The 23738-nt window shown below is 41.2% G+C and carries 25 protein-coding genes; 18 read left to right on the forward strand and 7 right to left on the reverse strand.

The window, feature by feature from the left end; genetic code table 11:
* Positions 1-74: 74 nt before the first annotated feature.
* Positions 75-368 carry a hypothetical protein gene (locus HOP08_05325; GenBank protein NOT74330.1) on the reverse strand — a complete coding sequence of 98 codons (294 nt, stop codon included), beginning with the start codon at positions 366-368 and terminating at the stop codon, positions 75-77.
* Positions 369-581: 213 nt separating this feature from the next.
* Here HOP08_05325 and HOP08_05330 point away from each other — a divergent pair, with 213 nt between their 5' ends.
* Together HOP08_05330 and rnhA are read left to right on the forward strand one after the other, a co-directional pair.
* Positions 582-1151: a MarC family protein gene (locus HOP08_05330; protein ID NOT74331.1), complete on the forward strand. Its 570-nt coding sequence runs from the start codon at positions 582-584 to the stop codon at positions 1149-1151.
* Positions 1148-1600, forward strand: coding sequence for a ribonuclease HI (gene rnhA, locus HOP08_05335; GenBank protein NOT74332.1), 453 nt, complete (start codon positions 1148-1150; stop codon positions 1598-1600). The genes HOP08_05330 and rnhA overlap by 4 nt, the downstream gene beginning before the upstream one ends.
* Before the next feature lie 10 nt (positions 1601-1610).
* Here rnhA and HOP08_05340 read toward each other — a convergent pair whose 3' ends face one another.
* The gene (locus tag HOP08_05340) at positions 1611-2939 is read right to left on the reverse strand and encodes a saccharopine dehydrogenase (protein NOT74333.1); all 1329 of its coding nucleotides are present in this window, start codon (positions 2937-2939) and stop codon (positions 1611-1613) included.
* 103 nt (positions 2940-3042) lie between these two features.
* Here HOP08_05340 and cdd point away from each other — a divergent pair, with 103 nt between their 5' ends.
* Both cdd and HOP08_05350 read left to right on the forward strand, forming a co-directional pair.
* Entirely contained in the window at positions 3043-3510 is a 468-nt protein-coding gene (gene cdd / locus HOP08_05345) for a cytidine deaminase (GenBank protein ID NOT74334.1), read from the forward strand.
* 4 nt (positions 3511-3514) lie between these two features.
* Positions 3515-4168, forward strand: coding sequence for an alpha/beta hydrolase (locus HOP08_05350; GenBank protein NOT74335.1), 654 nt, complete (start codon positions 3515-3517; stop codon positions 4166-4168).
* Here the strand turns inward: HOP08_05350 and HOP08_05355 are convergent, their stop codons facing one another.
* The gene (locus tag HOP08_05355) at positions 4169-5131 is read right to left on the reverse strand and encodes a glycosyltransferase (protein ID NOT74336.1); all 963 of its coding nucleotides are present in this window, start codon (positions 5129-5131) and stop codon (positions 4169-4171) included. It lies immediately after the preceding gene.
* Positions 5132-5218: 87 nt separating this feature from the next.
* Here HOP08_05355 and HOP08_05360 point away from each other — a divergent pair, with 87 nt between their 5' ends.
* From HOP08_05360 to HOP08_05410, 11 genes are all read left to right on the forward strand, one after another.
* Positions 5219-5722 carry a hypothetical protein gene (locus tag HOP08_05360; protein NOT74337.1) on the forward strand — a complete coding sequence of 168 codons (504 nt, stop codon included), beginning with the start codon at positions 5219-5221 and terminating at the stop codon, positions 5720-5722.
* Positions 5723-5729: 7 nt separating this feature from the next.
* A complete protein-coding gene (locus HOP08_05365) occupies positions 5730-7238 on the forward strand; it encodes a M20/M25/M40 family metallo-hydrolase (protein ID NOT74338.1) in 1509 nt (502 codons plus the stop codon).
* Between the two features lie 10 nt (positions 7239-7248).
* Positions 7249-7575 (forward strand): hypothetical protein, encoded by a 327-nt coding sequence (locus HOP08_05370; protein NOT74339.1) that lies wholly within the window; start codon positions 7249-7251, stop codon positions 7573-7575.
* Positions 7576-7877: 302 nt separating this feature from the next.
* Positions 7878-8993 carry a DNA polymerase III subunit gamma/tau gene (dnaX, locus tag HOP08_05375; protein NOT74340.1) on the forward strand — a complete coding sequence of 372 codons (1116 nt, stop codon included), beginning with the start codon at positions 7878-7880 and terminating at the stop codon, positions 8991-8993.
* A 311-nt stretch (positions 8994-9304) separates the two neighbouring features.
* Complete coding sequence (locus HOP08_05380) at positions 9305-9610, forward strand: hypothetical protein (GenBank protein NOT74341.1); 306 nt, start codon at positions 9305-9307, stop codon at positions 9608-9610.
* 95 nt (positions 9611-9705) lie between these two features.
* On the forward strand, positions 9706-12120 hold the full coding sequence (locus HOP08_05385; protein ID NOT74342.1) for a phenylalanine--tRNA ligase subunit beta: 2415 nt from the start codon (positions 9706-9708) through the stop codon (positions 12118-12120).
* Between the two features lie 45 nt (positions 12121-12165).
* Positions 12166-12462: a hypothetical protein gene (locus HOP08_05390; protein ID NOT74343.1), complete on the forward strand. Its 297-nt coding sequence runs from the start codon at positions 12166-12168 to the stop codon at positions 12460-12462.
* Between the two features lie 7 nt (positions 12463-12469).
* Complete coding sequence (locus HOP08_05395) at positions 12470-12757, forward strand: cell division protein ZapA (protein NOT74344.1); 288 nt, start codon at positions 12470-12472, stop codon at positions 12755-12757.
* Between the two features lie 86 nt (positions 12758-12843).
* A complete protein-coding gene (gene rny / locus HOP08_05400) occupies positions 12844-14409 on the forward strand; it encodes a ribonuclease Y (protein NOT74345.1) in 1566 nt (521 codons plus the stop codon).
* An 81-nt stretch (positions 14410-14490) separates the two neighbouring features.
* On the forward strand, positions 14491-14865 hold the full coding sequence (locus HOP08_05405; protein ID NOT74346.1) for a RidA family protein: 375 nt from the start codon (positions 14491-14493) through the stop codon (positions 14863-14865).
* Positions 14866-15001: 136 nt separating this feature from the next.
* A complete protein-coding gene (locus HOP08_05410) occupies positions 15002-16135 on the forward strand; it encodes an MFS transporter (protein NOT74347.1) in 1134 nt (377 codons plus the stop codon).
* Between the two features lie 17 nt (positions 16136-16152).
* Here HOP08_05410 and HOP08_05415 read toward each other — a convergent pair whose 3' ends face one another.
* Positions 16153-17118, reverse strand: a complete 966-nt coding sequence (locus tag HOP08_05415) for a family 43 glycosylhydrolase (protein NOT74348.1) — start codon at positions 17116-17118, stop codon at positions 16153-16155.
* A 94-nt stretch (positions 17119-17212) separates the two neighbouring features.
* Between HOP08_05415 and HOP08_05420 the strand changes: the two genes are divergently transcribed.
* A complete protein-coding gene (locus HOP08_05420; protein NOT74349.1) occupies positions 17213-17491 on the forward strand; it encodes an N-acetyltransferase in 279 nt (92 codons plus the stop codon).
* A gap of 1 nt (position 17492) precedes the next feature.
* On the forward strand, positions 17493-18455 hold the full coding sequence (locus HOP08_05425; protein ID NOT74350.1) for an alpha/beta fold hydrolase: 963 nt from the start codon (positions 17493-17495) through the stop codon (positions 18453-18455).
* A gap of 7 nt (positions 18456-18462) precedes the next feature.
* Here HOP08_05425 and HOP08_05430 read toward each other — a convergent pair whose 3' ends face one another.
* Together HOP08_05430 and HOP08_05435 are read right to left on the reverse strand one after the other, a co-directional pair.
* Positions 18463-19266, reverse strand: coding sequence for a phospholipase (locus tag HOP08_05430; protein NOT74351.1), 804 nt, complete (start codon positions 19264-19266; stop codon positions 18463-18465).
* A gap of 33 nt (positions 19267-19299) precedes the next feature.
* Positions 19300-21120 carry a glycoside hydrolase family 3 protein gene (locus HOP08_05435; protein ID NOT74352.1) on the reverse strand — a complete coding sequence of 607 codons (1821 nt, stop codon included), beginning with the start codon at positions 21118-21120 and terminating at the stop codon, positions 19300-19302.
* 132 nt (positions 21121-21252) lie between these two features.
* On the opposite strand from HOP08_05435, the gene HOP08_05440 reads away from it, so the two are divergent.
* Positions 21253-22026, forward strand: a complete 774-nt coding sequence (locus tag HOP08_05440) for an NUDIX hydrolase (protein NOT74353.1) — start codon at positions 21253-21255, stop codon at positions 22024-22026.
* A 12-nt stretch (positions 22027-22038) separates the two neighbouring features.
* On the opposite strand, the gene HOP08_05445 is transcribed toward HOP08_05440, so the two are convergent.
* Entirely contained in the window at positions 22039-23715 is a 1677-nt protein-coding gene (locus tag HOP08_05445; protein NOT74354.1) for a D-aminoacylase, read from the reverse strand.
* Positions 23716-23738: the final 23 nt, after the last annotated feature.

Here is a 23738-nt window from a genome sequence, read left to right on the forward strand (position 1 = left end):
TAAAAAATTAGAATGTGAATTGTTAAATCTTCCCACCATGAGTGAAACTCAGGCGGCAGTGAAAGGCAATAAGATTATGCCTGTGGAGGTGGAACAGTAATCTCGTGGAGAGGTTCTGTCAGTTCAAAATAGAGAGCAGGTGCAGTGATCGAAATCTGTTGACCTGGAATGACCGTATTAGAAAATAATTCAACAAAATAATCCTCTTCCTCCTCGTATTCCCTTGTTTCATCTTCTTCCAGTGGACACTCTTGCTGGTCTTTTACAAAGCATACAGTCGCATCCTTTTGATATAGTGATATTAGGCCGGTGACCTCGCAGATAACGAGGACCGAAACTATATAGAAGATGAACCGGACGATTTTCATTCAGGGGCAAATATAAAGGGTTTTACTCAACCGACTTCTTAAAAAATTGTTAATAGGTGCTTTTTCTACTTCAAGAGGCAGATTTTCAGATATATAGAATCCTATACAAAAACTTTATCATCCCGAAAGGCCAGAAATTTCAAGATCTTCTATCCGCAACAGTAACACGGTGAAGGTGCCAAATCCTTAACTTTCGAATAAATAATCCCCCCTATGAATGTCACCGAGATTTTTTCTGTAACTCTTATCTTGTTTTCGGTCATTGATATTCTTGGTGCAATACCCTCGATTATTCTTATCCGTCAGCGGGAAGGACGCATCCACGCAGAGGCTGCCACTTTTATTTCCCTCATATTGATGGTCAGCTTTTTATATCTCGGTCAGTCCATCTTAAATCTTTTTGGATTGGATGTCGCCTCTTTCGCTGTGGCTGGTGCCATCATTATCTTCATCATTGCTATGGAAATGATTTTGGGAATTACCCTCATAAAAAATGATCCTGATGCGAAGGGAACAGGATCCATCGTCCCACTGGCTTTTCCGATTATAGCAGGAGCCGGTACGCTTAGTACCATTCTTTCATTAAGAGCCGTGTATCAGGAAATCAATATTCTCATCGGAATTTTTGTAAACCTTGTTGTCGTATATACGGTTCTTAGAATCAGCCTTTGGCTTGAATTAAAAATAGGCAAATCAGGATTCGCTGTTTTACGCAGAGTCTTTGGAGTAATCCTTCTCGCGATTGCCGTGAAGATCATTAAAACCAACGTCTCTTTCGGATGATCAAATTATTTACAGACGGCGCCGCACAAGGCAATCCAGGGCCTGGTGGTTATGGTGCGATTCTGAGATTCAACGGTCACGAAAAAGAACTCAGCAATGGTTATCGCTTGACCACCAATAATCGTATGGAACTGATGGCAGTCATTGCAGGACTTGAGTCTATTAAAAAACTCGGAATACCTGTTACTGTCTATTCTGATTCGAAATATGTGGTGGAGGCTGTAAAGCAAGGCTGGCTTTGGGGATGGGAGAAGAAAAACTTCAAAGACAAGGCAAACTCAGATCTATGGAAACGCTACATCCCTCTTCATAAAAAATTTCACCCTGAATTTGTTTGGATCAAAGGTCATGCAGGACATGCTGAAAATGAGCGATGTGATCAATTGGCAGTGTCAGCAGCACAGGGATTTGACCTTGAAACGGATGTGTGGTATGAAGAGAATAAATAAATACAAGTCTTCACATTATCTGATCATTCAATTCAATCCCTAATTCTTTGAGTTCTTTTAACACCGGTTCGTAAATCTCTTTACTAACAGGGATTACAACACCCCGCTGTTGAATCCTTCCCTTCATTAACAATTTAGCAGCAATTGCCAATGGAAGTCCCACTGTCTTCGCCATTGCGGTATGAATTGAATTCTCACCGGTTGCCACCAAGGAAGATTGAATCTCTTTTACAGAACCATTTTGCAAGAATCGAAACCGATGCCACATCACCACCAGATCTTTATCTTCGGGATCGAGCTTCCATCGCTTGTTCAGTATACATTCCAGAATCTGAACTGGCGTCCCCTCACTCAATCCGATAATTGTTTTATCGAATAAATTTGACCACTTCAATCTTTCCATCTCCGGCCCGGCGGGATCCAGATAAAATTTTCTGGCAATTTTCTCTTCAACAGCCCATTGGGAATGATATTCCAGAAATGAATTCATGAAATCACGGTGGGTCATGCTTTCAACATTTTCCATCTTATAACTATCATCAGTGCATCCCATTTGGACAAGAATATCCCATGCTGAACAAAATCCAGCATTGCGAAGTGTTCCTCGTACCATGGTTTTGATATTCTGCAAGCCATATGCTTCACGATACTTTAATGAATCACGATTAGCATACCCTTCAAATTCACCATAACCTGAAACAGTGACAGGCGTTTTTCTTTTAAACAATTGCTGATAAGGGATGTATTTGTATTGACCATTTTCTATAAATCTGGCCGTGCCCTGACCGGCCATTACAACATTGCGGGAATTCCATGTGAATTTATAGCGCCATGGATTTTCTATATCCGTTTCGCGGGCAATCAATCCTCCTGTGAACGATTCAAAAGAATAAGGTTCACCTCCACCATCTTTTATACGATCAATTACCTGCATGGCACTCATGTGATCAATACCAGGATCAAGCCCGCATTCATTTAAAAATAAAAGCCCTTTTTCATTCGCCTCAGGATCAAACAATTTCATCTCATCCGAAACATAACTTGCTGTCAGGAGATGTTTGCCAAATTGCAGACACTTGCTCGCAACCAGTGGATGCAGGAAAGGTGGAATCAGAGAAATCACTATATCAGATTTCTTTATAATCTCATCCGAGGACTCATGATTAATATCAAATACAATTGCATTTCCGTTTGTGAAGTTTCCAACCCTTTCCTGGGCGGCCGTGAGCGATACATCTCCAACCGTAACTTTCCAATTTGATACCAATGCTTCCCTAAGGATATAATCTATCAGCACGGAAGAAGATCGTCCCGCACCCAGGATCAGAATAGAATCCATCATTTTGAAATTTTCCTCAATTTATCCTGAATTTAGGATTGATTTTTCATTCTCAACGGAATGCTTTAACTTTCTTATCCGGCTTTAAAAAAAGTCTGTTTTTATGAAAGGCTTGTCATTCTTTGATCAACTGGAAGACCTTGATGCTGAATCCAAATATTTGATTCATAAGGCAAAGGAAGCTACTCAACTATCCTATTCTCCTTATTCAAAATTTGAGGTAGGTGCAGCATTGCTGCTGGAAGATGGAACTGTTGTGCTTGGAGCAAATCAGGAAAACGCCTCTTATCCTCTTTGCATGTGCGCGGAACGTGTTGCCTTATACGCGGCCGCGTCTCAACATCCCGGAAAGAAAATTAAAAAACTTGCAGTAGTGGCGCACAAAAGAAAACACAAGGAACTTATCGGCGCTACAGCTTGCGGGGCGTGCCGTCAGGTGATGTTTGAATACGAAACTCGCCAAAAAAGCAAAATAGAGATTGTCATGCTTGCGCCTGATATGAAATGGATGGTAGGTAATTCAACTGAAACACTCCTTCCACTAAGTTTTGGCGCATCCAGTCTTGAATAATTCAATGGAAGAAAAAAAGGTATCGTTCCAGTTTAACGCACGATATTACAAGACAGGGATTTTGAATAACTCCACTAGCCAGGTATGGATCGTCATTCATGGTTATGGTCAGCTGGCTCAATACTTCATAAAGAAATTTCAAAAACTGACAGAGAAAGACATTTGCATCCTTGCTCCAGAGGGTCTCTCACGATTTTATTTATCAGATCTCACTCAACAAGGCCGACCTGATAACAAAGTAGGTGCTACCTGGATGACGCGGGAAAATCGTCTGATGGATATCGATAATTATCTTGAATATCTTGATCACGTTTATGAGACTGAATTAAAGTCCTTTCCCAATGTAAAAGTTACACTTTTGGGATTTTCACAGGGATGTGCAACTGTTTGCAGGTGGGCAGCTCACGGCAATATAAAATTTGAAAAACTTATTCTGTGGGCTGGACTCTTTCCACCCGATATGAATTTTGATGCAGGGCATAAAGCACTGACTTCAAAAAAAACTTATATGGTGGTCGGTGATGAAGATCATTTTGTGACGCTAGAAAGAATAGCTGAGTTTGACACCCTCGCTGCAAAGCTGAACATTCAACCGGAGAAAATCACTTTCAAGGGAAAACACGAGATCAATGAAGAAATTCTGCTTCAACTGATTTGATTATTTTTTAAAATACTCGCTTAGAAATCCGCTGCCGTATCCTACAAGCTGAATAATTGCTGAAGGAATACTCAATAAAGCAACCTTCAAAGATCGTGTTACACGAAGTCCATCAATAAAAATTAAAAACAAATAAGTATATAGACCCGCAAGTCCCACAGAACCCAGTGGTCGGTAAAAAAACAAGCCAAGAGCTATTACGATCAACCCGATCATGAACGCAGTCGGGAACCAATGCGTCAATTTTATCTCTCCAGAATGAATTTTACCCACTCTGACTCTTCCCTTTCCAAATCCCTGTACCTGTTTAAAAAATTGCCTGAACGTTGTGCGTCGTTTATGAAAAACGAATGCTTCTGGTATAAGAGAAACCCGAAATCCCTCTTTCCTCATACGAATGCTTAATTCAATATCCTCTGCAAGACGATCAAACTTAAACCCACCAGTCTTCGCAATCACATCACGACTCATTCCCATATTAAAGCTTCGGGGTTGAAATTTATGTACCTGGTTTTCACCACCACGAATACCGCCGGTAGTAAAAATTGAAGACATGGTAAATGCCATTGCTCTCTGCACGATAGTAAATTTCTCATGCCCCTTGTCAGGACCACCCCACGCATCAATTGGATGGGCCGTCATAAACTTTTCAACTGATTCAAAGTATGTTGCTGGAAGAATGCAGTCGGAATCAAACATTACCAGATAGATTCCCCTTGATTTATCAAAACCAAAATTTCTGCTCGGACCAGGGCCGGAGTTTTGCTTATAAAAATACTGGATGGAGAGTCTGGTGGAATAATTCTCACACACTTTTGAAGCAGTTATTGATGATCCGTCATCCACAACGATCACTTCAAAATCCAGAAAAGTCTGGCGTGTCAGACTTTCCAGCAGCTCCATTAATTCATCATTGCGATTGAATACAGGAATTATTACCGAATATTTAGGATTCTGACCCATGGAATAAATCAAAGGTAAACGCGATTTATTGATTTGAAAATTAAACTCTTTATCTTAATCTTTCAATCCAATCTTCAAATCAACAATATGAGAATCTTATTAATAGCAATACTCGCTTTTACAATGATCCCGGCCTTCGCTCAGGGTAAATACGAAAAAGATGTAGCCTCCACAGATGCAATTATTAGTGCCTTGTATGGTGTTATCTCCGGCGACCCAGGGCAAGCACGCGATTGGGAGCGTTTCAAGTATCTATTTAAACCGGAAGCGAGATTAATTCCTACACGTAAAAGCAAGACTGGTGAACTTACACTTCAGGCTCTTACTCCCCTGGAGTACGTGGAGTTATTTTCCTCCAGAGTATCTACAGGTTTTTTTGAAAAGGAATTGCATCGTACTACAGAAACCTATGGTACGGTAACGCATATCTTCAGCACGTACGAAACCAAAGAGAAAACCGATGGGCCTGTTACAAATCGCGGGATCAATAGCATTCAGTTGTTCTTTGACGGACAGCGATATTATATTGTCAATATATTCTGGTGTGCCGAAAGTATGGGATATCCGTTGCCGGAGAAATATTTGAAGTAGAAGCTGAATGAAATCTGTCCTATACATAATAATTTTTCTTTCTGCTTCTGTCACTGCTCAAAAAAGCAGTCCTGATCTCGAAAGCATTTCGAAAAAACATGCAATCGCTTCGTTTGTGGAATTCTATGATCTGCTAAGCCTCAAGAATGACGCGCACATTCCTGCCGACCTTGAAAAAAATGTAACGTGGTGCGAAGTCGCTTTCTCGAAAAGAGGATTTTCAACCAAAAGACTCACCACCTCTACCATTCCTCTTTTATTAGCAGAACGGACTGTAAAAAATCCAAAGAAGACAGTTTTAATTTACTTACAAATTGATGGACAACCTGTAAATGCGGCCGACTGGCAACAGGAAGATCCATGGAAGCCAGTGCTGAAAGAGAAAGATGCAATGGGTAACTGGAACATAATTCCATATGATAATCTTACCAAGACTATCAATCCAGATTGGAGGATATTTGCACGTGCAACATCAGATGCAAAAGGCCCTGCAATGGCATTCCTTGCTTCACTCGATGCATTAAAGGAGTTAAAGACAGAGCCAAACTTCAATATCAAAGTCATTATGGATTTTGAAGAAGAGTTAGGGTCACCGAATTTACCAGCGGCAGTTGCGACCTATAAAAAAGAACTGGCCTCAGATATGCTGATCATCTTTGATGGACCTCGTCATATCAGTAACCAACCAACGTTATCTTTTGGCGCACGCGGAATTTGTGAGATCACCCTAACAACGTTTGGTCCCCGCACTCCTGTTCATAGTGGGAATTACGGAAACTACACCCCTAATCCTGCATTACGTCTCTCCACTTTGCTTGCATCCATGAAAGATGAGGAAGGAAAAGTTACTATCCCGGGATTCTATGACGGTGTTATTATTACAGAAGAGGAAAAAAAGATCTTAGCGCAGGTTCCCGATAATGCAGAGGAGATTAATAAATTTCTTGGTATTGCAGAACCTGACAGGGTTGGAAACAATTTTCAGGAAGGTCTACAGTATCCAACATTGAATATCCGGGGACTGAACTCACTATATATTGGAGATAAAGCGCGTACGCTCATACCAGCAACCGCCACCGCAGAGATTGATATTCGGTTGGTTCCAAGCAGTGATCCAGCACGACTTATTAGCCTTGTCAGGAGGCATGTCCTTGATGCAGGCTATTACATGGTAGAAAAGGAACCGACAGAGGACGAGCGAATGAAATATCCTAAGATCGCCTCTATGCGATCAAGCATCTCCTATGGAGCTTTTCAAACTCCCTTTAATTCTGAATGTGGAATCTGGCTAAGCAAGGCAATGGTTAAAGCTTTCGGTAAAGACCCTATTAAAATAAGAACAGCAGGTGGATCAATTCCGATTTCACCATTTGTGATCACACTGGGTATTCCGGCAGTAGCTGTTCCAACAGTGAATCCTGATAATAATCAGCATGCTGAAAATGAGAACATTCGTGTAGGAAATTATATAGATGCTGTGAAGACTTTTCTCGCGATTCTTTCTGAAAAAATATAATCCCATTATTATGTGGAGTACCGATACTCTCTGGTTTGAAGTCTCAATCGTAACCTTCATTATTCTTCTGGGCAACATCTATTTTAGTCACTTCGAAGAACGAAGCCCGAAAGGAAGAAAAGTAGTGAAGTATCTGATCACACTTGCCCTTGTTCTCTGCATTTCAATTTTTGTGGGCAGGCTGTATGCTCTGATTTTTATTGGACTATGGTTTATTCCAATCATCTATATTCATGGTATCATGCTGCCAAGAAAAGGAATCAATGGATGGACGGGAGAACCCAAATCAAAGTATTATGAGTTCAGAGGTTGGGATAAAAATATTTTCGACAAGTAATTCTAAAATGAAGATTCTTATCATTCTGGAATTAAAGTAAAGTAGAAGGCGGTGGTAATCCTGCAGAATCTTTCTCGAAGAAAATATCTTTTATACAAACAAAACAAATCGCAAAAACAATAAGATGGGCTGAATTCCCTGATCTCATTTTAAAATAGAAATCCCACTTCATAGAGTAGGATTTTTTGATGCCGAATGTTCCTTTATTCTCATAGCTTCTGGATACTACCAGTATTTCAACTATTCATTTTTAATTTTTTTAAACTTTCATTCTTCATTTTCAGTTCTATATCTTCGCGTCAATGGAAAATTTCGTTGTTTCAGCCCGCAAATATCGCCCCCTCGGCTTCGAGGAGGTTGTTGGGCAGGATCACATCACTACCACACTCAAAAATGCCATCGACAGCAATAAACTGGCTCAGGCACTTTTGTTCTGCGGTCCAAGGGGTGTGGGTAAAACAACCTGCGCACGTATCGTTGCCAGAATGATCAACGGCTTTGAAGAAAAAGCCGAAGTCAACTCATTGAATATTTTTGAACTCGACGCCGCATCCAATAACTCGGTAGAAGATATCCGCAGCCTCATAGACCAGGTTCGCTATCCTCCGCAATACGGAAAATTCAAAGTGTATATCATCGATGAGGTGCACATGCTCTCAAACGCTGCCTTCAATGCATTTCTGAAGACACTGGAAGAGCCACCTTCATATGCGATTTTCATTTTAGCAACGACTGAAAAGCATAAGGTTATTCCTACGATTCTTTCCCGCTGCCAGATATTTGACTTCAACAGAATTCAGATTTCTGATATCGCAAAACAGTTGAAGAAGATCGCTGACCGCGAAAAAATTAAAACAGAAGAAGCTGCTCTTCACCTGATCGCACAAAAGGCAGATGGCGCACTTCGTGATGCTCTTTCCATCTTCGATCTGATGGTAACATTCTCCTCCGGAAAAGGTGTTTCTTTCCAGGATGTTATCAACAATCTTCATATCCTCGACTATGAATACTATTTCAAAGTAGTTGATGGGCTGCTTGCTGAAAATCCAACAGTTCCTCTTCTCATTTTTGATGAGATCCTGCGCAAAGGATTCGATGGACAGAATTTTATAGTGGGGCTAAGCGAACATCTTCGCAATCTTATGGTCTCCCAGGACGTCAGGACTGTTCAACTTATGGAAGTACCTGACGTTACCAAGAAAAAATATATTGAGCAGTCAAAAGCTTCTCCTTATTCATTGCTGCTATCCTGGTTAAGCATCGCTAATCAATGCGACATCCATTACAAGGCCAGCAAAAATCAACGCCTCCTGGTAGAGTTGGCATTGATGAAAATGGCTCATTTCAAATCGACTTTTAACGGCCCTGCCCCCCTTCTCGAATCTGCGCAAGCAGGGTTAAAAAAAAAATTGAATTAACGAAAGAACCGCAAGTTATTGCGGAAGTTCCACGACCTTCGGAAGAATCCACTTCGAAGTCTTTAGAGAAACCTATTACTCAACCAAAGATTGCTGTTGAAGAGACCCAAAAACAGCAACCTCAGGAACCTGCTATTCCAAGAACTCCACTCAAAGGAACGAAAGCAAAGACTTCATTCAATCTCAGCGGGCTCAACAAGAAAAATGATGGCCCTGCGATTGAGGAAAAGATTGAAGAAATTAAAGAAGCTATTATTAACCACAAAGTAGTTCTTGCAGAATTGCAGGAAGTATGGAATGAATATGCCGAATTGAGAAAAAATCAAGTGGGAGAATATCAACTTTTGAAACGTGAATTTGAATTCGATCATCCAACAATCTTTGTCATTCTTACCAATCCGGTTGAAGAATCTTTCATTGAAAATTTCAGACATGAATGCATCGCTTTCCTTCGGGATCGTCTGAAAAATTCAGAGCTAACCATTACCACGCGTCTAAAACAAGCAGAAGGAAAAAGGATTATCTATACCTCAAAAGAAAAATTCGAACATCTCGCCGAAAAGAATCCATATCTCAATGAGTTGAAAGATAAACTAGGGCTGGATTGGGATTTTTAAAGTAGCGTAACAGCAAAGCATTATGAACATGCAGGGCCAAGCGCCAAAAGTTAAAAGCCAATAGCATTTCATATATTTGGGGTTCATTTTTCAGCATGACCATCTCATACCAGTGGCTTAGCCAATATATAGACTTACCGGAATCGCCGGAGGAAATCGGAAAAACACTTACAGACACGGGATTAGAGGTAGAAAGCATTCATTCCTTTGAGTCTGTAAAGGGAGGATTAAAGGGTTTGGTGATTGGTGAAGTCCTTACCTGCTCAAAGCACCCCAATGCTGACAAGCTTTCCATCACGACTGTTGACGTAGGTCAGCCCAAGCCACTGCAAATCGTTTGTGGAGCCTCTAATGTTGCCGCAGGGCAAAAGGTGGTAGTCGCTTTGACTGGCACAACAGTGAACCCAACAAAGGGCGATTCTTTCACAATCAAATCTGCAAAGATCCGCGGCGAGCAAAGTGAAGGAATGATCTGTGCTGAAGATGAAATTGGATTAGGCGAAAGCCATGCAGGAATTATCGTATTGAATACATCTGTTCCTAACGGAACACTGGCATCTGATTTCTATAAAGTAACATCTGATTCTATCATTGAAATTGGCTTGACTCCAAACAGAGCTGAAGCCGCTTCACATATTGGTGTGGCTCGTGATATCAAAGCTGCAAAAGGCAGGGATATTAAATGGCCATCGGTTGATGCTTTCAAAGTTGAATCAAAGAGCCTTATAATTGATGTCGCAGTTGAAAACACGATCGCATGTCCTCGTTTTTCGGGAGTGACCATTTCGGGAGTGACTATTAAGGAATCACCTGAATGGCTTAAAAGTCGTCTTCGTTCCATCGGACTCACATCGATCAACAACATAGTAGATATTACAAATTTCGTTTTGCACGAACTCGGGCAGCCGCTTCACGCCTATGATGCCGATAAGGTAGCAGGAAATAAAATCATTGTTAAAACGCAGCCTGCAGGAACAAAATTTATAACACTTGATAATAAAGAACGCTCTTTGATTGCGAATGACCTTATGGTTTGCAATGCAGAGGAAGGAATGTGTATTGCGGGTGTCTTTGGAGGTGCGAAATCCGGTATTTCTGAAAAGACAAAGGCTATTTTTCTGGAAGCAGCATGCTTCTCAGCAGATTATGTACGCAAGACCAGCAATCATCATCAACTAAAAACAGATGCCTCATTTCGTTTTTCACGAGGCACCGATCCATTGAACACCGTCTATGCCGTCAAACGTGCTGCTTTATTGATCAAAGAAATTGCAGGCGGAACAATCTCATCGGATATTATAGATATCTATCCGGTTAAGATTGAGAATAGGCAGATATCAGTAAAAGACAAAAATGTAAATCGCCTGATTGGCAAAGTTATACCACGTGAAGAAATATTCGCCATTTTAAAGGGTCTTGATATTGAATTGATCAATAAGACAGCCGATAGTTATACTGTTTCTGTACCCCCTTATCGTGTAGATGTTATTCAGGAAGCTGATATAGTTGAGGAGATTCTTCGCATTTATGGATTCAATAAAATTGAGTTGGTTGAAGCTGCCGGAACAGATTTTCTGGCACATTTCCCAGATCAGAATATTAATAAGTTTAAGAGGAATATTGGCGAAATACTGGTTGGAAATGGATTTTTTGAACTTTTAACCAACTCATTAACAAATATTGCTTATCAGCAAAAGCACTCTTTGCAGTTTCAAGGCGAGCCCGTAGAGGTGGTTAATAAACTCAGTGAAGAACAGGGTATACTAAGACAAACAATGTTGTTCACAGGTCTTGAAGCCGTTGCGTATAACTTTAATCGCAAGCAAAAGGAAGTCAAGTTCTATGAGTTTGGAAAGATTTATTACAAAGACAATAATCAATATATTGAACAAGAGCGCCTGGCAGTATACTTGGGTGGCAATATTGAATCAGAAAACTGGCAGTCCAAACCCAGACTGGTAACGTATCATGACCTTGCCCAGCAAGTGGTGCAAATACTGGAGAAATGCGCTGCTGGTGAAATTGTTCAGCTAAAGATCGAAGATCCATTGTATGATTATTGCATGAGTTTCTCACATAAACAAAAAGAAATTGGCCGGATAGGGAAAGTAAAATCCGCATTGGCAAAAGATTTTGGCATACGACAGGAAATTTTTTACGCGGACATGGATACCCATTTGCTTTTCCAATCCGCAAATCCTAAGTTCGATGTACAGGAAGTGCCGAAGTTTCCAGAAGTCAAACGCGACCTTTCTCTGGTACTTGATAAGAGTGTCAGCTTCGAAGAGATCAGAAAAATGGTGATCGCAACGGAGAAAAAATTGATGAAGGAAGTGACAGTATTTGATGTTTACGAAGGAGAAAATATTCCAGCAGGAAAAAAGGCATACTCTGTAGGATTTACATTGCTGGATGAGACGAAAACCTTAACGGACGAGGAGATTGACAAGACCATGACGAGATTAATGACCGAATTAGAAAAAAAGCTTGGAGCGATAATAAGGAAATAGAACAAGCCGCATCACCCGCGGTCAAAAAACCCAATCACTAACTACATGGAACAAGAAGCCCTCAAAACGAATCTTAATGGCCTGGAACGCAAGCTGGTCGTGTTATTGAGCGAACACAAAAACCTTAGACAAGAAGTCACAACGCTAAAATCTGAGAATTCAGAGCTAAAACAGCACCTTCGTCAGCGCGATGAACAGCTCGGAGGCTTTAAAAATCAGATTAAAATCACTAAGATTGTAGATAATATTCACCCGGATAACGGAAGCGTTTCTGAGTTGAGGAAAACAGTGGATGACTACATCCGTGAGATAGATAAATGCATCGCTCACTTAAGCCGATAAGCAGTAGATGGACGAACTTTCAATAAAGATCAAAATAGCAGACCGCGAATACCCCATGAAGGTAAAACGTCATGAGGAAGAGCGTGTAAGAGCTGCAGGAAAGCTGATCAACGAAAAGTTGAAATCATACCGCGAACAATTCGGAACGGACGATAAACAAGACCTATTGGCCATGACCGCTTTTGATTGCCTGGTTCAAAAACTGGCAGCAGACGAGAGCACACATGCCATTGATGAATCAGTAGTGGAGAAAGTTTCTCACCTGAATCAATTGGTCTCGCAGGCTATTTTATAGTCTATATCTGTAAATTCCTCCTCAAAGAAAGTCTTTTGTTAACGGTCCCGATACAACGGGATATTTTTTAACGTTAACGACTAACTATGGAACTCCTCCCTTATGCATTGGCCAGCCTGGCTCTAACCATTATTCTTAGTCTTCTCATCGGCAGTTTTCTCTACAAACGAAAAGTCAATAGGAATAAATCTGTCAATGACGAAAAGGCTAAACTGATCATCAAAGAAGCCGAACTTCAATCTGAAAAGATCAAGCAAGACCGGATTCTGGAAGCAAAAGAAAAATTCCTGAAAATGAAACAGGAGTTTGAAGAAGAATCCAATCGCAAGAAGAACCAGATCATCAGCAACGAACAGAAGATCAAGCAACGTGAAGCACAACTGTCCAAAGAGCTGGAGCAAACAAAACGCAAAGAGGCTGATCTGGATGAAGAACGTCAAAGCCTTGCCCGTCAGCACGAACTTGTAAAGAGCCGAAAGGAAGAACTTGACCGATTTAACCTCCAGAAAGTTCAAGTCCTGGAAAGTATCTCAAAGCTTACAGCTGATCAGGCACGTGATCAATTGGTAGAGTCCATGAAAGAGGAAGCTCAATCAAAAGCTAATTCCTACATCAAAGACATCATGGAGCAGGCAAAACTTACAGCCACCAAAGACGCAAAGAAATTAGTTATTGAAACAATTCAGCGCACCGCTACCGAGCATGCTGTTGAAAATTCCGTTTCAATCTTTAACATAGAAAGTGACGATATCAAAGGAAAGATCATTGGTCGTGAAGGGCGAAACATTCGCGCATTGGAGGCAGCAACAGGTGTTGAATTCATTGTTGACGATACACCGGAAGCTATTATCATCTCAGGTTTTGACCCCGTCAGAAGAGAGATCGCCAGACTTTCTCTCCACAGACTTGTTCAGGATGGACGCATTCACCCTGCACGCATTGAAGAAGTAGTGGCCAAGACAACCAAAAATATTGATGATGAAGTAGTGGAAATCGGAGAGCGTACGGTAATCGATCTTGGCATTCATGGACTGGCTCCTGAATTAATCAAGATGGTAGGACGGATGCGGTTCCGTTCATCTTATGGACAAAATCTTCTACAACATTCACGTGAAGTAGCTAACCTTTGCGCAATCATGGCCACTGAATTGGGGCTAAATGTCAAGCAGGCCAAGCGCGCTGGATTGCTTCATGATATCGGCAAGGTATGGCCGGAAGAACTGGAAAAACCCCATGCTATTGTCGGCATGGAGCTGGCGCAGAAATACAAAGAACATCCTATCGTATGCAACGCTATCGGCGCTCACCATGATGAAATTGAGATGACCAGCATCATCTCTCCTATTGTTCAGGCGTGCGATGCAATCAGTGGCGCACGTCCTGGCGCACGTCGTGAGGTGATTGAACAATATACTCGTCGTCTGAAAGAACTGGAGCAAGTTGGGCTAAGCTTTGATGGTGTCGAGAAGTGCTTTGCAATTCAGGCTGGTCGTGAACTACGTGTAATTGTTGATGCTGAAAAAGCAACGGATGAACGTGCGGGGCAATTGAGCTTTGAGATTTCCCAGAAGATTGAGAAAGAGATGCAGTATCCAGGCCAGATCAAAGTAACTGTGATTAGAGAAATGAGGTCAGTAGCATACGCCAAGTAGAATTGATAATTAAATAGAATTAAAAAAAATGAAAGGGCTCCAATCGGAGCTTTTTTCATAAATAATCCAATACAAAACGTTATGGACTTTATTTACCCTTCTTCAACCTCACGACCAAAAGGTCATTATTCCCCGGCAGCGGTTCACAATGGATTTGTGTTTGTCTCAGGACAAATCTCTACCGACGACAAAGGGCAGCCGATTCTTGATTCAATTGAAGAGCAAACAAAACGATGTCTTGAAAAGATCAGGGTCATACTGGATGCATCGAACAGTTCATTGAACCGTATATTGAAAGTGAGCATTTTCATCAGCAACATGGATGACTGGGGGAAAGTAAATACAGTTTATTCTGAATTTTTTGGAGACCATCGCCCTGCAAGGATCATTGTACCCAGTGGGCCTCTTCATTACGGATGCGCTGTGGAAATTGATTGCATTGCCGCAGTGAATTGATTCCATTGTTAGCTAATTCCATAACGCAGCACTTTTCCTCAAACGATTGATGCGCCTATAATACCAGATAATGTTACATCTGGGCACTCAACACCCTTTCATTTGTTTAATTTTGTAATCTAATTAAATCAGAACTGTGCCGTCAGCCCGTCTTGCTGTAAATATCATTTTCTTCCTGAATGGATTCGTTCACGCAAACTACTTTTCCCGTCTGCCGCGAATTCAGGACCAGTTTCACATCAATGACGGTATTGTTGGAATTGTATTACTCTCCTCCTCTATTGGTTCACTGATTGCAATGCCCTTCACAGGTTGGGCGATCATTCGCAATGGAAGCAGAAGGATCACGCTCTTTGCAGCCTTCTTTTACTGCATACTCATCCCGTTTATTCCGTGGCTACCAACTACAACCCTCATTCCCTTAATGATCACGTTTTTTCTTTTGGGTATCTCATCAGGCATGCTGGATGTCGCGATGAACTCACAAGCCGTGATGGTTGAGAAGCAATATGGCAAACCCATTATGACTTCATTTCATGCTCTCTTTAGCATAGGAATGATGATGGGAGCTCTTGGCGGATCTTTATTCTCAAAAATATCAACTGGCCTTTTTATCCATTTTATAACCGTAAGTGCGATCAGCGTAATCGTTGTGCTCATTGCACGATATTACCTCATTCACGATAGGCCTGAAAGCAAAGATTCCGATGGTCCTGCATTCCGCTTACCAAATGCAGCCATGGTAAGCATTGGTATTATAGCTTTTTGCAGTATGCTCGGTGAAGGAGCTATGGCAGACTGGAGTACTAATTACATGGAGAATATTGCGAAAGCCGATCAGAGTCTGGCTCCTTTAGGCTTATCTGCATTTGCATTGGCTATGACAATTGGTCGGGTATTTGGTGATGGTGCACGTATACGTTTCGGAGACCGACCTCTTATGATCGCTTGCGGAATCATTGCATCCATAGGACTAATGATTGCGATCATTTTCATTGACCCTGTTACTGTGATTATTGGATTGTTTATTGTTGGAATCGGACTTTCGGCTATTGTTCCCATTGCTTATAGTATTGCAGGTCACACTAAAGATCTTCCACCAGGAGTTGGGCTTGGAATGGTTACAACGGTAGGATATTCAGGGTTTCTCTTTGGCCCTCCCATAATTGGTTTGCTGGCAGAACAATTTACCCTGAGATTGGCGTTGCTTCTGGCCGTCGGACTATTTGTGCTAATGACGGCACTAAGCTTGAATTACAAGCCTAAATAATTCTTCTATATCAAGATTTATTTGATTCTGAATTCCTTCACGCCTTCGTTTGTAATGACAACAGGTTTAATAAGTCCTTTTTCATCAAACGAGAGTTCTTCAATGCAAATCACCCGCGCATTTCGGTCCGTTTCTGTAAGAGGTCGTCGATGATATACAATGTACCATTGGTTACTATTGACTGGATGAAGAATAGAATGATGTCCTGCTCCTGTTGCAATCTTAAGATCTTGCTGAAGTATTTTGCTCTCCCTTTTAAATGGGCCAAGCGGTGAGTCAGCGATAGCATAAGCCACGCTGTAGTCAGGACCCGTCCATCCTCCTTCTGACCACATAAAATAGTATTTTCCATTTCTCTTAAACATAAACGGACCCTCCACATAACTTTCAGGGGTAATTTCTTTAAAAGTAGCGTCGTCTGAAAAATTATTAAAGCCTGTAAAATCTTTGTTCAACTTTGCGATGTTGCAATGTTTCCATCCCCCATAGATCAGATAGTACTCTTCACCATCTTTAAATACGAACTGATCAATTGGTTGAGCTCCATTATAGAATTTGTCCACTAATGGACGCCCAAGTAAATCAATAAATGGACCTTCCGGCCTATCAGCAACCGCTACCCCAATACCCCCATCCTCAGAATTGTTCTGAATGTCATTGGCACCAAAAAATAAATAGAATTTCTTATCCTTCTCCACTACCGATGGAGCCCACATTGCCCGCTTTGCCCACTTAACATTTGAGGTATCCAGAATACGAGAATGTTTCCTCCATACAATAAGATCAGATGATGAAAATGCATCCATATAAACCTGCTTCTCATACTTGTCAGAGTAGGTGGGATATATCCAATATTGATTATTAAGGATCATTGCTTCCGGATCAGCATACCATCCCGGGAAAAGCGGATTGCCTGAAGTTTTCTGGGATAGAACAGTGTGAGCTGAGATTACTATCAGGATAAATAAGAAGAACTTTTTCATAGCAATATGTTACAACGTCAAAGATAGTTACCTTTTCAAGGTGGAACCAGTTTGATCTACAGGGTGTTAGGAATAATATTGCAAGACCAATTCTATGGAAATCAAGTTAGAACAATCGGAAACACGTGGAGCTTTCTATATCGAACAGGAAGGCAAGCGTGTTGCATTTATGGAATTCTCAAAAGCAGGCAATGATAGAATTATCATTAGTCATACTCAGGTAGATAACGTTTTGAGAGGAAAAAATGCAGGCAAACAACTAGTTGCAGCCGCAGTAGAGCATGCGAGGAAAAACAATATCAAGATTGTTCCCCTTTGCCCTTTCGCGAGATCTGTATTTGACAAGGTGAAGGAATACTCAGACGTTCTTTAAAATGCCCATCATTCCATCATCGGATTATAAAGCACCATTTTATCTTTTTAATGGTCACCTTGAAACAATCATTCCAAGTGCCTTCAGGAAAATAAAAGGTGTTCACTATGAACGCGAGCGATTAGAACTTAGCGATGGCGATTTCATCGATCTTGATTGGCTTCGAAAGGATTCTAAAAAACTAATGATTGTTTCTCATGGACTTGAGGGAAATAGTGAACGCCATTACTCAAAGGGAATGGCTAGTTATTTTTTCAATCGTGGATGGGATGCATTAGCATGGAATTGCCGCAGTTGTAGCGGAGAGATCAACAGGCTGGAAAGATTCTATCATCATGGAGCGACGGAAGATCTGAATGAAGTTATTCAACATGCGATTGAAAAAAATCAATATGATTCCATTGTATTGGTTGGCATCAGCATGGGCGGAAGTCTCACATTAAAGTATCTTGGAGAAAACGGTGATCATTTACCTTCTGTTGTAAAAGGTGGGGCAGCTTTCTCAGTCCCTTGTCATCTGGGATCAAGTGCAAAAGAGCTTGATAAACCGAATAAGAGATTTTATCTCAACCGATTCTTAAAGAAACTTGGTAAAAAGATTAAGCAGAAGTCAGAAAAATTTCCTGATCGGGTTTCTTACAAAGGATTTGACAAAATAAAATCATTTGAAGAATTCGATACACGGTACACTTCACCGCTTCATGGATTCAAAAACGCTGCAGATTTTTATGAAAGAGCAGCCTCCCTGCCACACATTCCTCATATAAAAACACCCACACTGATTGTAAATGCACTCAATGATCCTTTTCTACCAGAGGCATGCTATCCTTATGATATCGCAAAAGATCATCCGCACGTCTATTTACAAACACCTGAAAGAGGAGGTCATACAGGATTTACCCTGGCAGGAAAAGACGAGAACTGGATGGAAGTGAGAGCCTTTGAATTTCTGGGAGGTCTTTAATCTGCTATTAACGCCTTTGGTGAGAAAACATCCAGGAAAGAAAATCCGGTTCAGCGAAAGCATTGTCCCAGCTATTGTGTTGCACGCCCTGGTACTCAGTATATTTTATGTCTGCTTTCAGTTTCTTCAGCTTGTCAACCATCTCACGGGAATTTTTTACATCCACCACCGGATCACTTGCACCATGAAAAATCCAGAACGGAGTTTTCAGAACACGTGAATCATAATTTGCCGCATCTCCTCCTCCGCAAATAGGCATCGCTGCTGCAAACATATTTGGATATAGATACACTGCTTCAAAGGTTCCCATCCCACCCATGGAAAGGCCAGCGATATAAATGCGTGAAGCATCTGCCCCTTCCTCAAGGATCAGTTTTTTTACCAGTTCAAAGGAAGAACTCAAGGGGACGTTAGGCGGATTATTGTTATTAAAAACCAAACCTACTGGCATCTTTGACCGATCTACACTCACCGTACTCCAGAAACTCTCAGCCGGACATTGGGGAAAAACAACAATAGCAGGAAATTTCTTTCTGTTCTCATCGCGCAGAAACAAACGCGCTCCGTGAGTCAATTGAGATTCGTTATCATCTCCACGTTCTCCTGCACCGTGCAGAAACAGAACGAGAGGATATTTCTTTTTCTTATCATAATTCTCCGGATACAAAATCCTGAAAGGAAGCATCTTTTCATCCTTATTCACATAGGTCCGCTTTTGGAATAATGTTAAGTCAAGCAGCGAATCAGGAACCACCTGAGCTGACAATTGAAAAGAAATTGCCAGCACGAATAAAAGAGTCCATTTTTTCATGATTTGTACGTTTGGTTAAAGAAATATACTGCTTCAATAACTCAATCCAAAGCCATATTTAAACAATGGATTCTTTGAATCATGTGGCAGATCTTCCTTCTGATTACGCACAGCTTCCATGGAGGATGGCAATTCAAATGGCAACTTTCCTTCCGGCTTCGCCTTTCCAAAAACAACATCCAGTAAAGCGGCATCACTTGCTCCATAGTTGGCTAACAATCCTTTTGCATAATGACTGATTTCAGGTATGACTGCAGGGCGATCAATATAAATATCCACGATCGTAGGGACAGTTTTCAGCAACTGAATGATGCTATCTTTTTTAGTGCCTTTGAAGTCAAGGTCACCATGATGAAAGCCTCTCGCCATTGGATTTTTTGTATCGAAGGGCACCCATGGAGTTCTCAAACGAATAATGGCAATGTCTGCACTCTTCGGATTTTCAACAACGGTTCCATACAACGCAGCAACTTTAGGATCAATGTCCTGTATATAAATTTTCAGCGTACCCTCTTTCAAAGGCAAAGTATTGTTTTCATTCTTCAAGAGAGTCAGTGAACGTCTTTGCGTTTCTTCACCTAGCTTTTTCCATTCAGGCTTTCCAACAATCTGAGTAGCTTTCTCAACGTTTACAAAAGGATTATCAAAAAGACCAAGTGTGAATTTCAACCGAAGAATTCTTCTTACAGATTCGTCGATGCGCTGCTCCGTGATCCTTCCTTCCTTAACAAGCTTAACAACAAGCTCTGGACGACTTTCACCACCAAACTGATCGCAACCTGCATCAATCACTTTCTTCACTCTGTCCTCTTCGCTTAGACCTTCAACGCCCCATGCGCGTGCAGGCCAAACCGTAAAGCCCATATCCGAATCGGTAATGAGTCCCCAGTCAGTACAAACAACTCCATCATACTCATATTTTTCGCGAAGGAGTTTTGTGATGATGTCTCTATTGAAACCAAACCCAACATTCTCACTGGTCTGATCCACTGGCACGCCATAGTAAGGCATCATCGCGGCAGTGTGAGCAGCAAAGGCTCCCTCAAAAGGAAGAATGTGGTAATTAAAATTATTTCCCGGATAGATCTGTCCTTTATGAAATTCAAAATGAGAATCCAATCCTTCTTTTTGAGGACCACCACCAGAGAAGTGTTTTGTCATACAGGCAACACCGTTCGAATCAAGATGATCTCCCTGAAATCCAAGAACGTACGCCTTAACCATTCTGCCAGCAAGATCTGCATCTTCACCAAAAGTACCACTCACGCGGGGCCAGCGAGGTTCAGTAGCCAGATCCGCCATGGGATGCAAAGCTTCTGTTATTCCTACGGCCTTATACTCTTGACGTGCTATATCTCCGAATTGGCGCATCAGTTTTTCATCACCAATCGCAGCAAAGCCAAGTTGTTCAGGCCATTGTGAAAATTCGTTGGCAGCCATTGCAAAAACATTGCTACTGAAATAATGTCGTGGATCTGAGGCAACGGTAAATGGTATTCCTAATCGCGAATTCTCAGCTGCCTTCTGAATATTATTGTACCAGGTAGCCAGAGCTTTTGTATTAGGAGCTACCCAGAAATTAACGTTGTTGATATTCTTCTCCTCAAGGAGTTTATTGGCTTGTGGCATTTTTGCAAACATTCCTTTTCCCGGAATATCATCCAGAGAGCCATCTTCATTAATACGAACACCAGAAATAAACATCACGCCGGCTTTCTCCTCAACATTCATCTGGCTCAAAAGATCACTCACACGATTTTCCACAGATTGGGTAATGTCTTCGTAGACATCCTTTTTGCCATTCTTGTTGAGATCTCGATAGGGAGTCTCAGGTTTCGTTTTACAAGAATTCATAGCAAGGGTTACCACGATTAAAAAAATAAAGGCCAATACCAGTTTCATATTATCATTGTGTTAATCTGACACAATGATAAACATTTTCAATTAAAACGCCTTTCACCCATCCTATCTTTTTATATTAGCGAAATGAAAAAGCCCCGAATTACACTGGATACGCAAACGTTCTATGATAAAGGGCACGAGTATTTGCTTTCTCATCTATCCATTGACTGCGTAATTTTTGGATTCCACGATAGTCAGCTTAAGGTTCTTTTATTAGAATGGAAGGATACAAAACAATGGTGCTTACCGGGCGGCTTTATTTATAAAGACGAGCATATTGATGAAGCTGCTAATCGCATTCTAAATTCAAGAACGGGTTTAGATCACATTCACCTTCAGCAGTTCCATACTTTTGGTGATCCCGATCGCGAAAGAGGCAAGCATCAAATCAAGAATCTTAGAAAAATAAAAGAGAACAGTTGGTTTCTGGAACGTTTTATCACTATTGGATATTGGGCTTTGGTTGAGTTTTCAAAGGTAGTGCCTTCACCGGATGAGCTTTCAAGCAAATGCGAATGGCATAATATTGATAAGATTCCACAGCTGGTACTTGATCACAATGATATTCTAAAAAAAGCATTGAGCTCTCTTCAACAAAATCTCAATGAATTTCCGGTAGGAAAAGAACTACTGCCATCAAAATTCACCATGCCCGACTTGCAGAATCTTTATGAAACGATTCTGGATAAAAAACTTGACCGTCGTAATTTTCAGAAAAAAATTCTTGCATTAGGCATTCTTGAACGACTCTCTGAACAACGGCAAGGTGGCGCACATAAAGCACCATTCTTATATCGCTTCAATCCTAAGAAATATCAACATGCAATGAAGCATGGCTTGAGGTTCGGACTTTCTTAATCACTTGTTGAACTACTTAGCATAACTAGGACCCCGAACAATCATGCCGGGTTTTTCATTTGTATGTTGACCTTCTTTCAATACCTGTGTTCCATTCACAAAAACATGTTGAACACCCGTACTATATTGATGGGGATTCTCAAAGGTAGCATGATCCTGAATTTTTGCAGGATCAAAAACAACTACATCCGCAAAATAACCGGGCTTCAACAATCCACGTTTCTTAATTTTCAAATTTCCAGCAGGCAGCGATGTGAGTTTCCGGATTGCCTCCTCCAGGGAGATGACTTTCTCATCCCTTACGTACTTGGCAAGTAACCTTGAAAAATTTCCATATGCCCTTGGGTGATCCTTATACTTCAGGAACATTCCTTCGGCCGTTGGGGATCCAGCATCCGATCCAAAACTCAGGTAAGGCAACGCAATCTGGCGCCTGATATTTTCCTCACTCATCAGAAAATAGGCAGTCTCTACACGTGTGCTGTCCGTGATCACGAGATCCATCGCTGTTTCTTCAGGACTTTTTCCATATGTCTTAGCTACCTCTGCCAGAGTTTTGCCGGTATAGCGCTTTAAAGAATCATTTGTGAATCCTAGTAGCAATACCCTCTCAGCACTGCCTGCATTTAGCAGTAGGTTTTCCCATTGATCAGTTGGTGTTCGCATTTCGAGAAGGACTTTCTTACGAATCGTTGGGTTTTTTAATCTTTTGATCCATTCATTAATACCACCTTCCTGAACCCATGGTGGCATAGATGCGTCCAAACCTGTTGCCCCGGCAGTATAGTTATACATATCAGCGGTTATGCGAAGTCCGGACTTATTTGCTTTATCAATTTTTGCAATAACAGAATCAAGCTTTCCCCAGTTTGACTTCCCTCCCATTTTCAAATGATAAATCTCAGCCGGAATTTTTGCTTCCCTTGCTATTCGAATAGTTTCATCCACCGCAGCAAGAATATTGTTGCCTTCACTTCGCATGTGGGAAATATACATACCACCATATGAAGCTGCTACCTTACTCAACTCAATAAGTTCCTCTGTTGTAGCATAATTATCGGGAGCATAAATCAGAGCACAGGTAGCTCCCATTGCACCTTCTTTCATTGACTGTTTCACAAGCTCTTTCATCTTTTCGAGCTCTTCAGGATTAGGAGCACGATTTTCGTAAGCAAGCTGATTAATACGGATTGTATTCAGTCCTACAAATGCAGCCACATTAGGTGTTATGCCTCTTCGCTGAAGTGATTCCAGATATTCACCAAACGTTGTCCAGTCAATGTCAAACTTCCAGTCAGGATTTCTTTTCATCTGATCCATGTAATCTTTTTTCATTCTATCATTTAACGGCCCCATTGATCCTTCTCCCAGCACCTCAAGTGTTACACCCTGACGAATATCACTTTGAGAATTGCCATCGATCAATAGAGAAACTTCTGCATGGCTCATCATATTGATGAAACCAGGAGCGACGGCTAATCCTCTCGCATCCGTTTCTATCGTACCTATCGCGCCAGACAGATCACCAATAAAAGCAACGGTGTCTGCATTAACACCTATATCTGAAACGACTCCTGGGTTTCCTGAACCGTCATAAACAGTCCCTCCTTTTATGATAAGGTCATACTTTTTCTTTTGACAGGAGCAGAACATCACAGTTAAGACAAGGAGCAAGAATAGAGGTTTCATATGGATTCATTTGAGGTGAATGA

Source organism: Cyclobacteriaceae bacterium (assembly GCA_013141055.1).
Lineage (GTDB): Bacteria > Bacteroidota > Bacteroidia > Cytophagales > Cyclobacteriaceae > ELB16-189.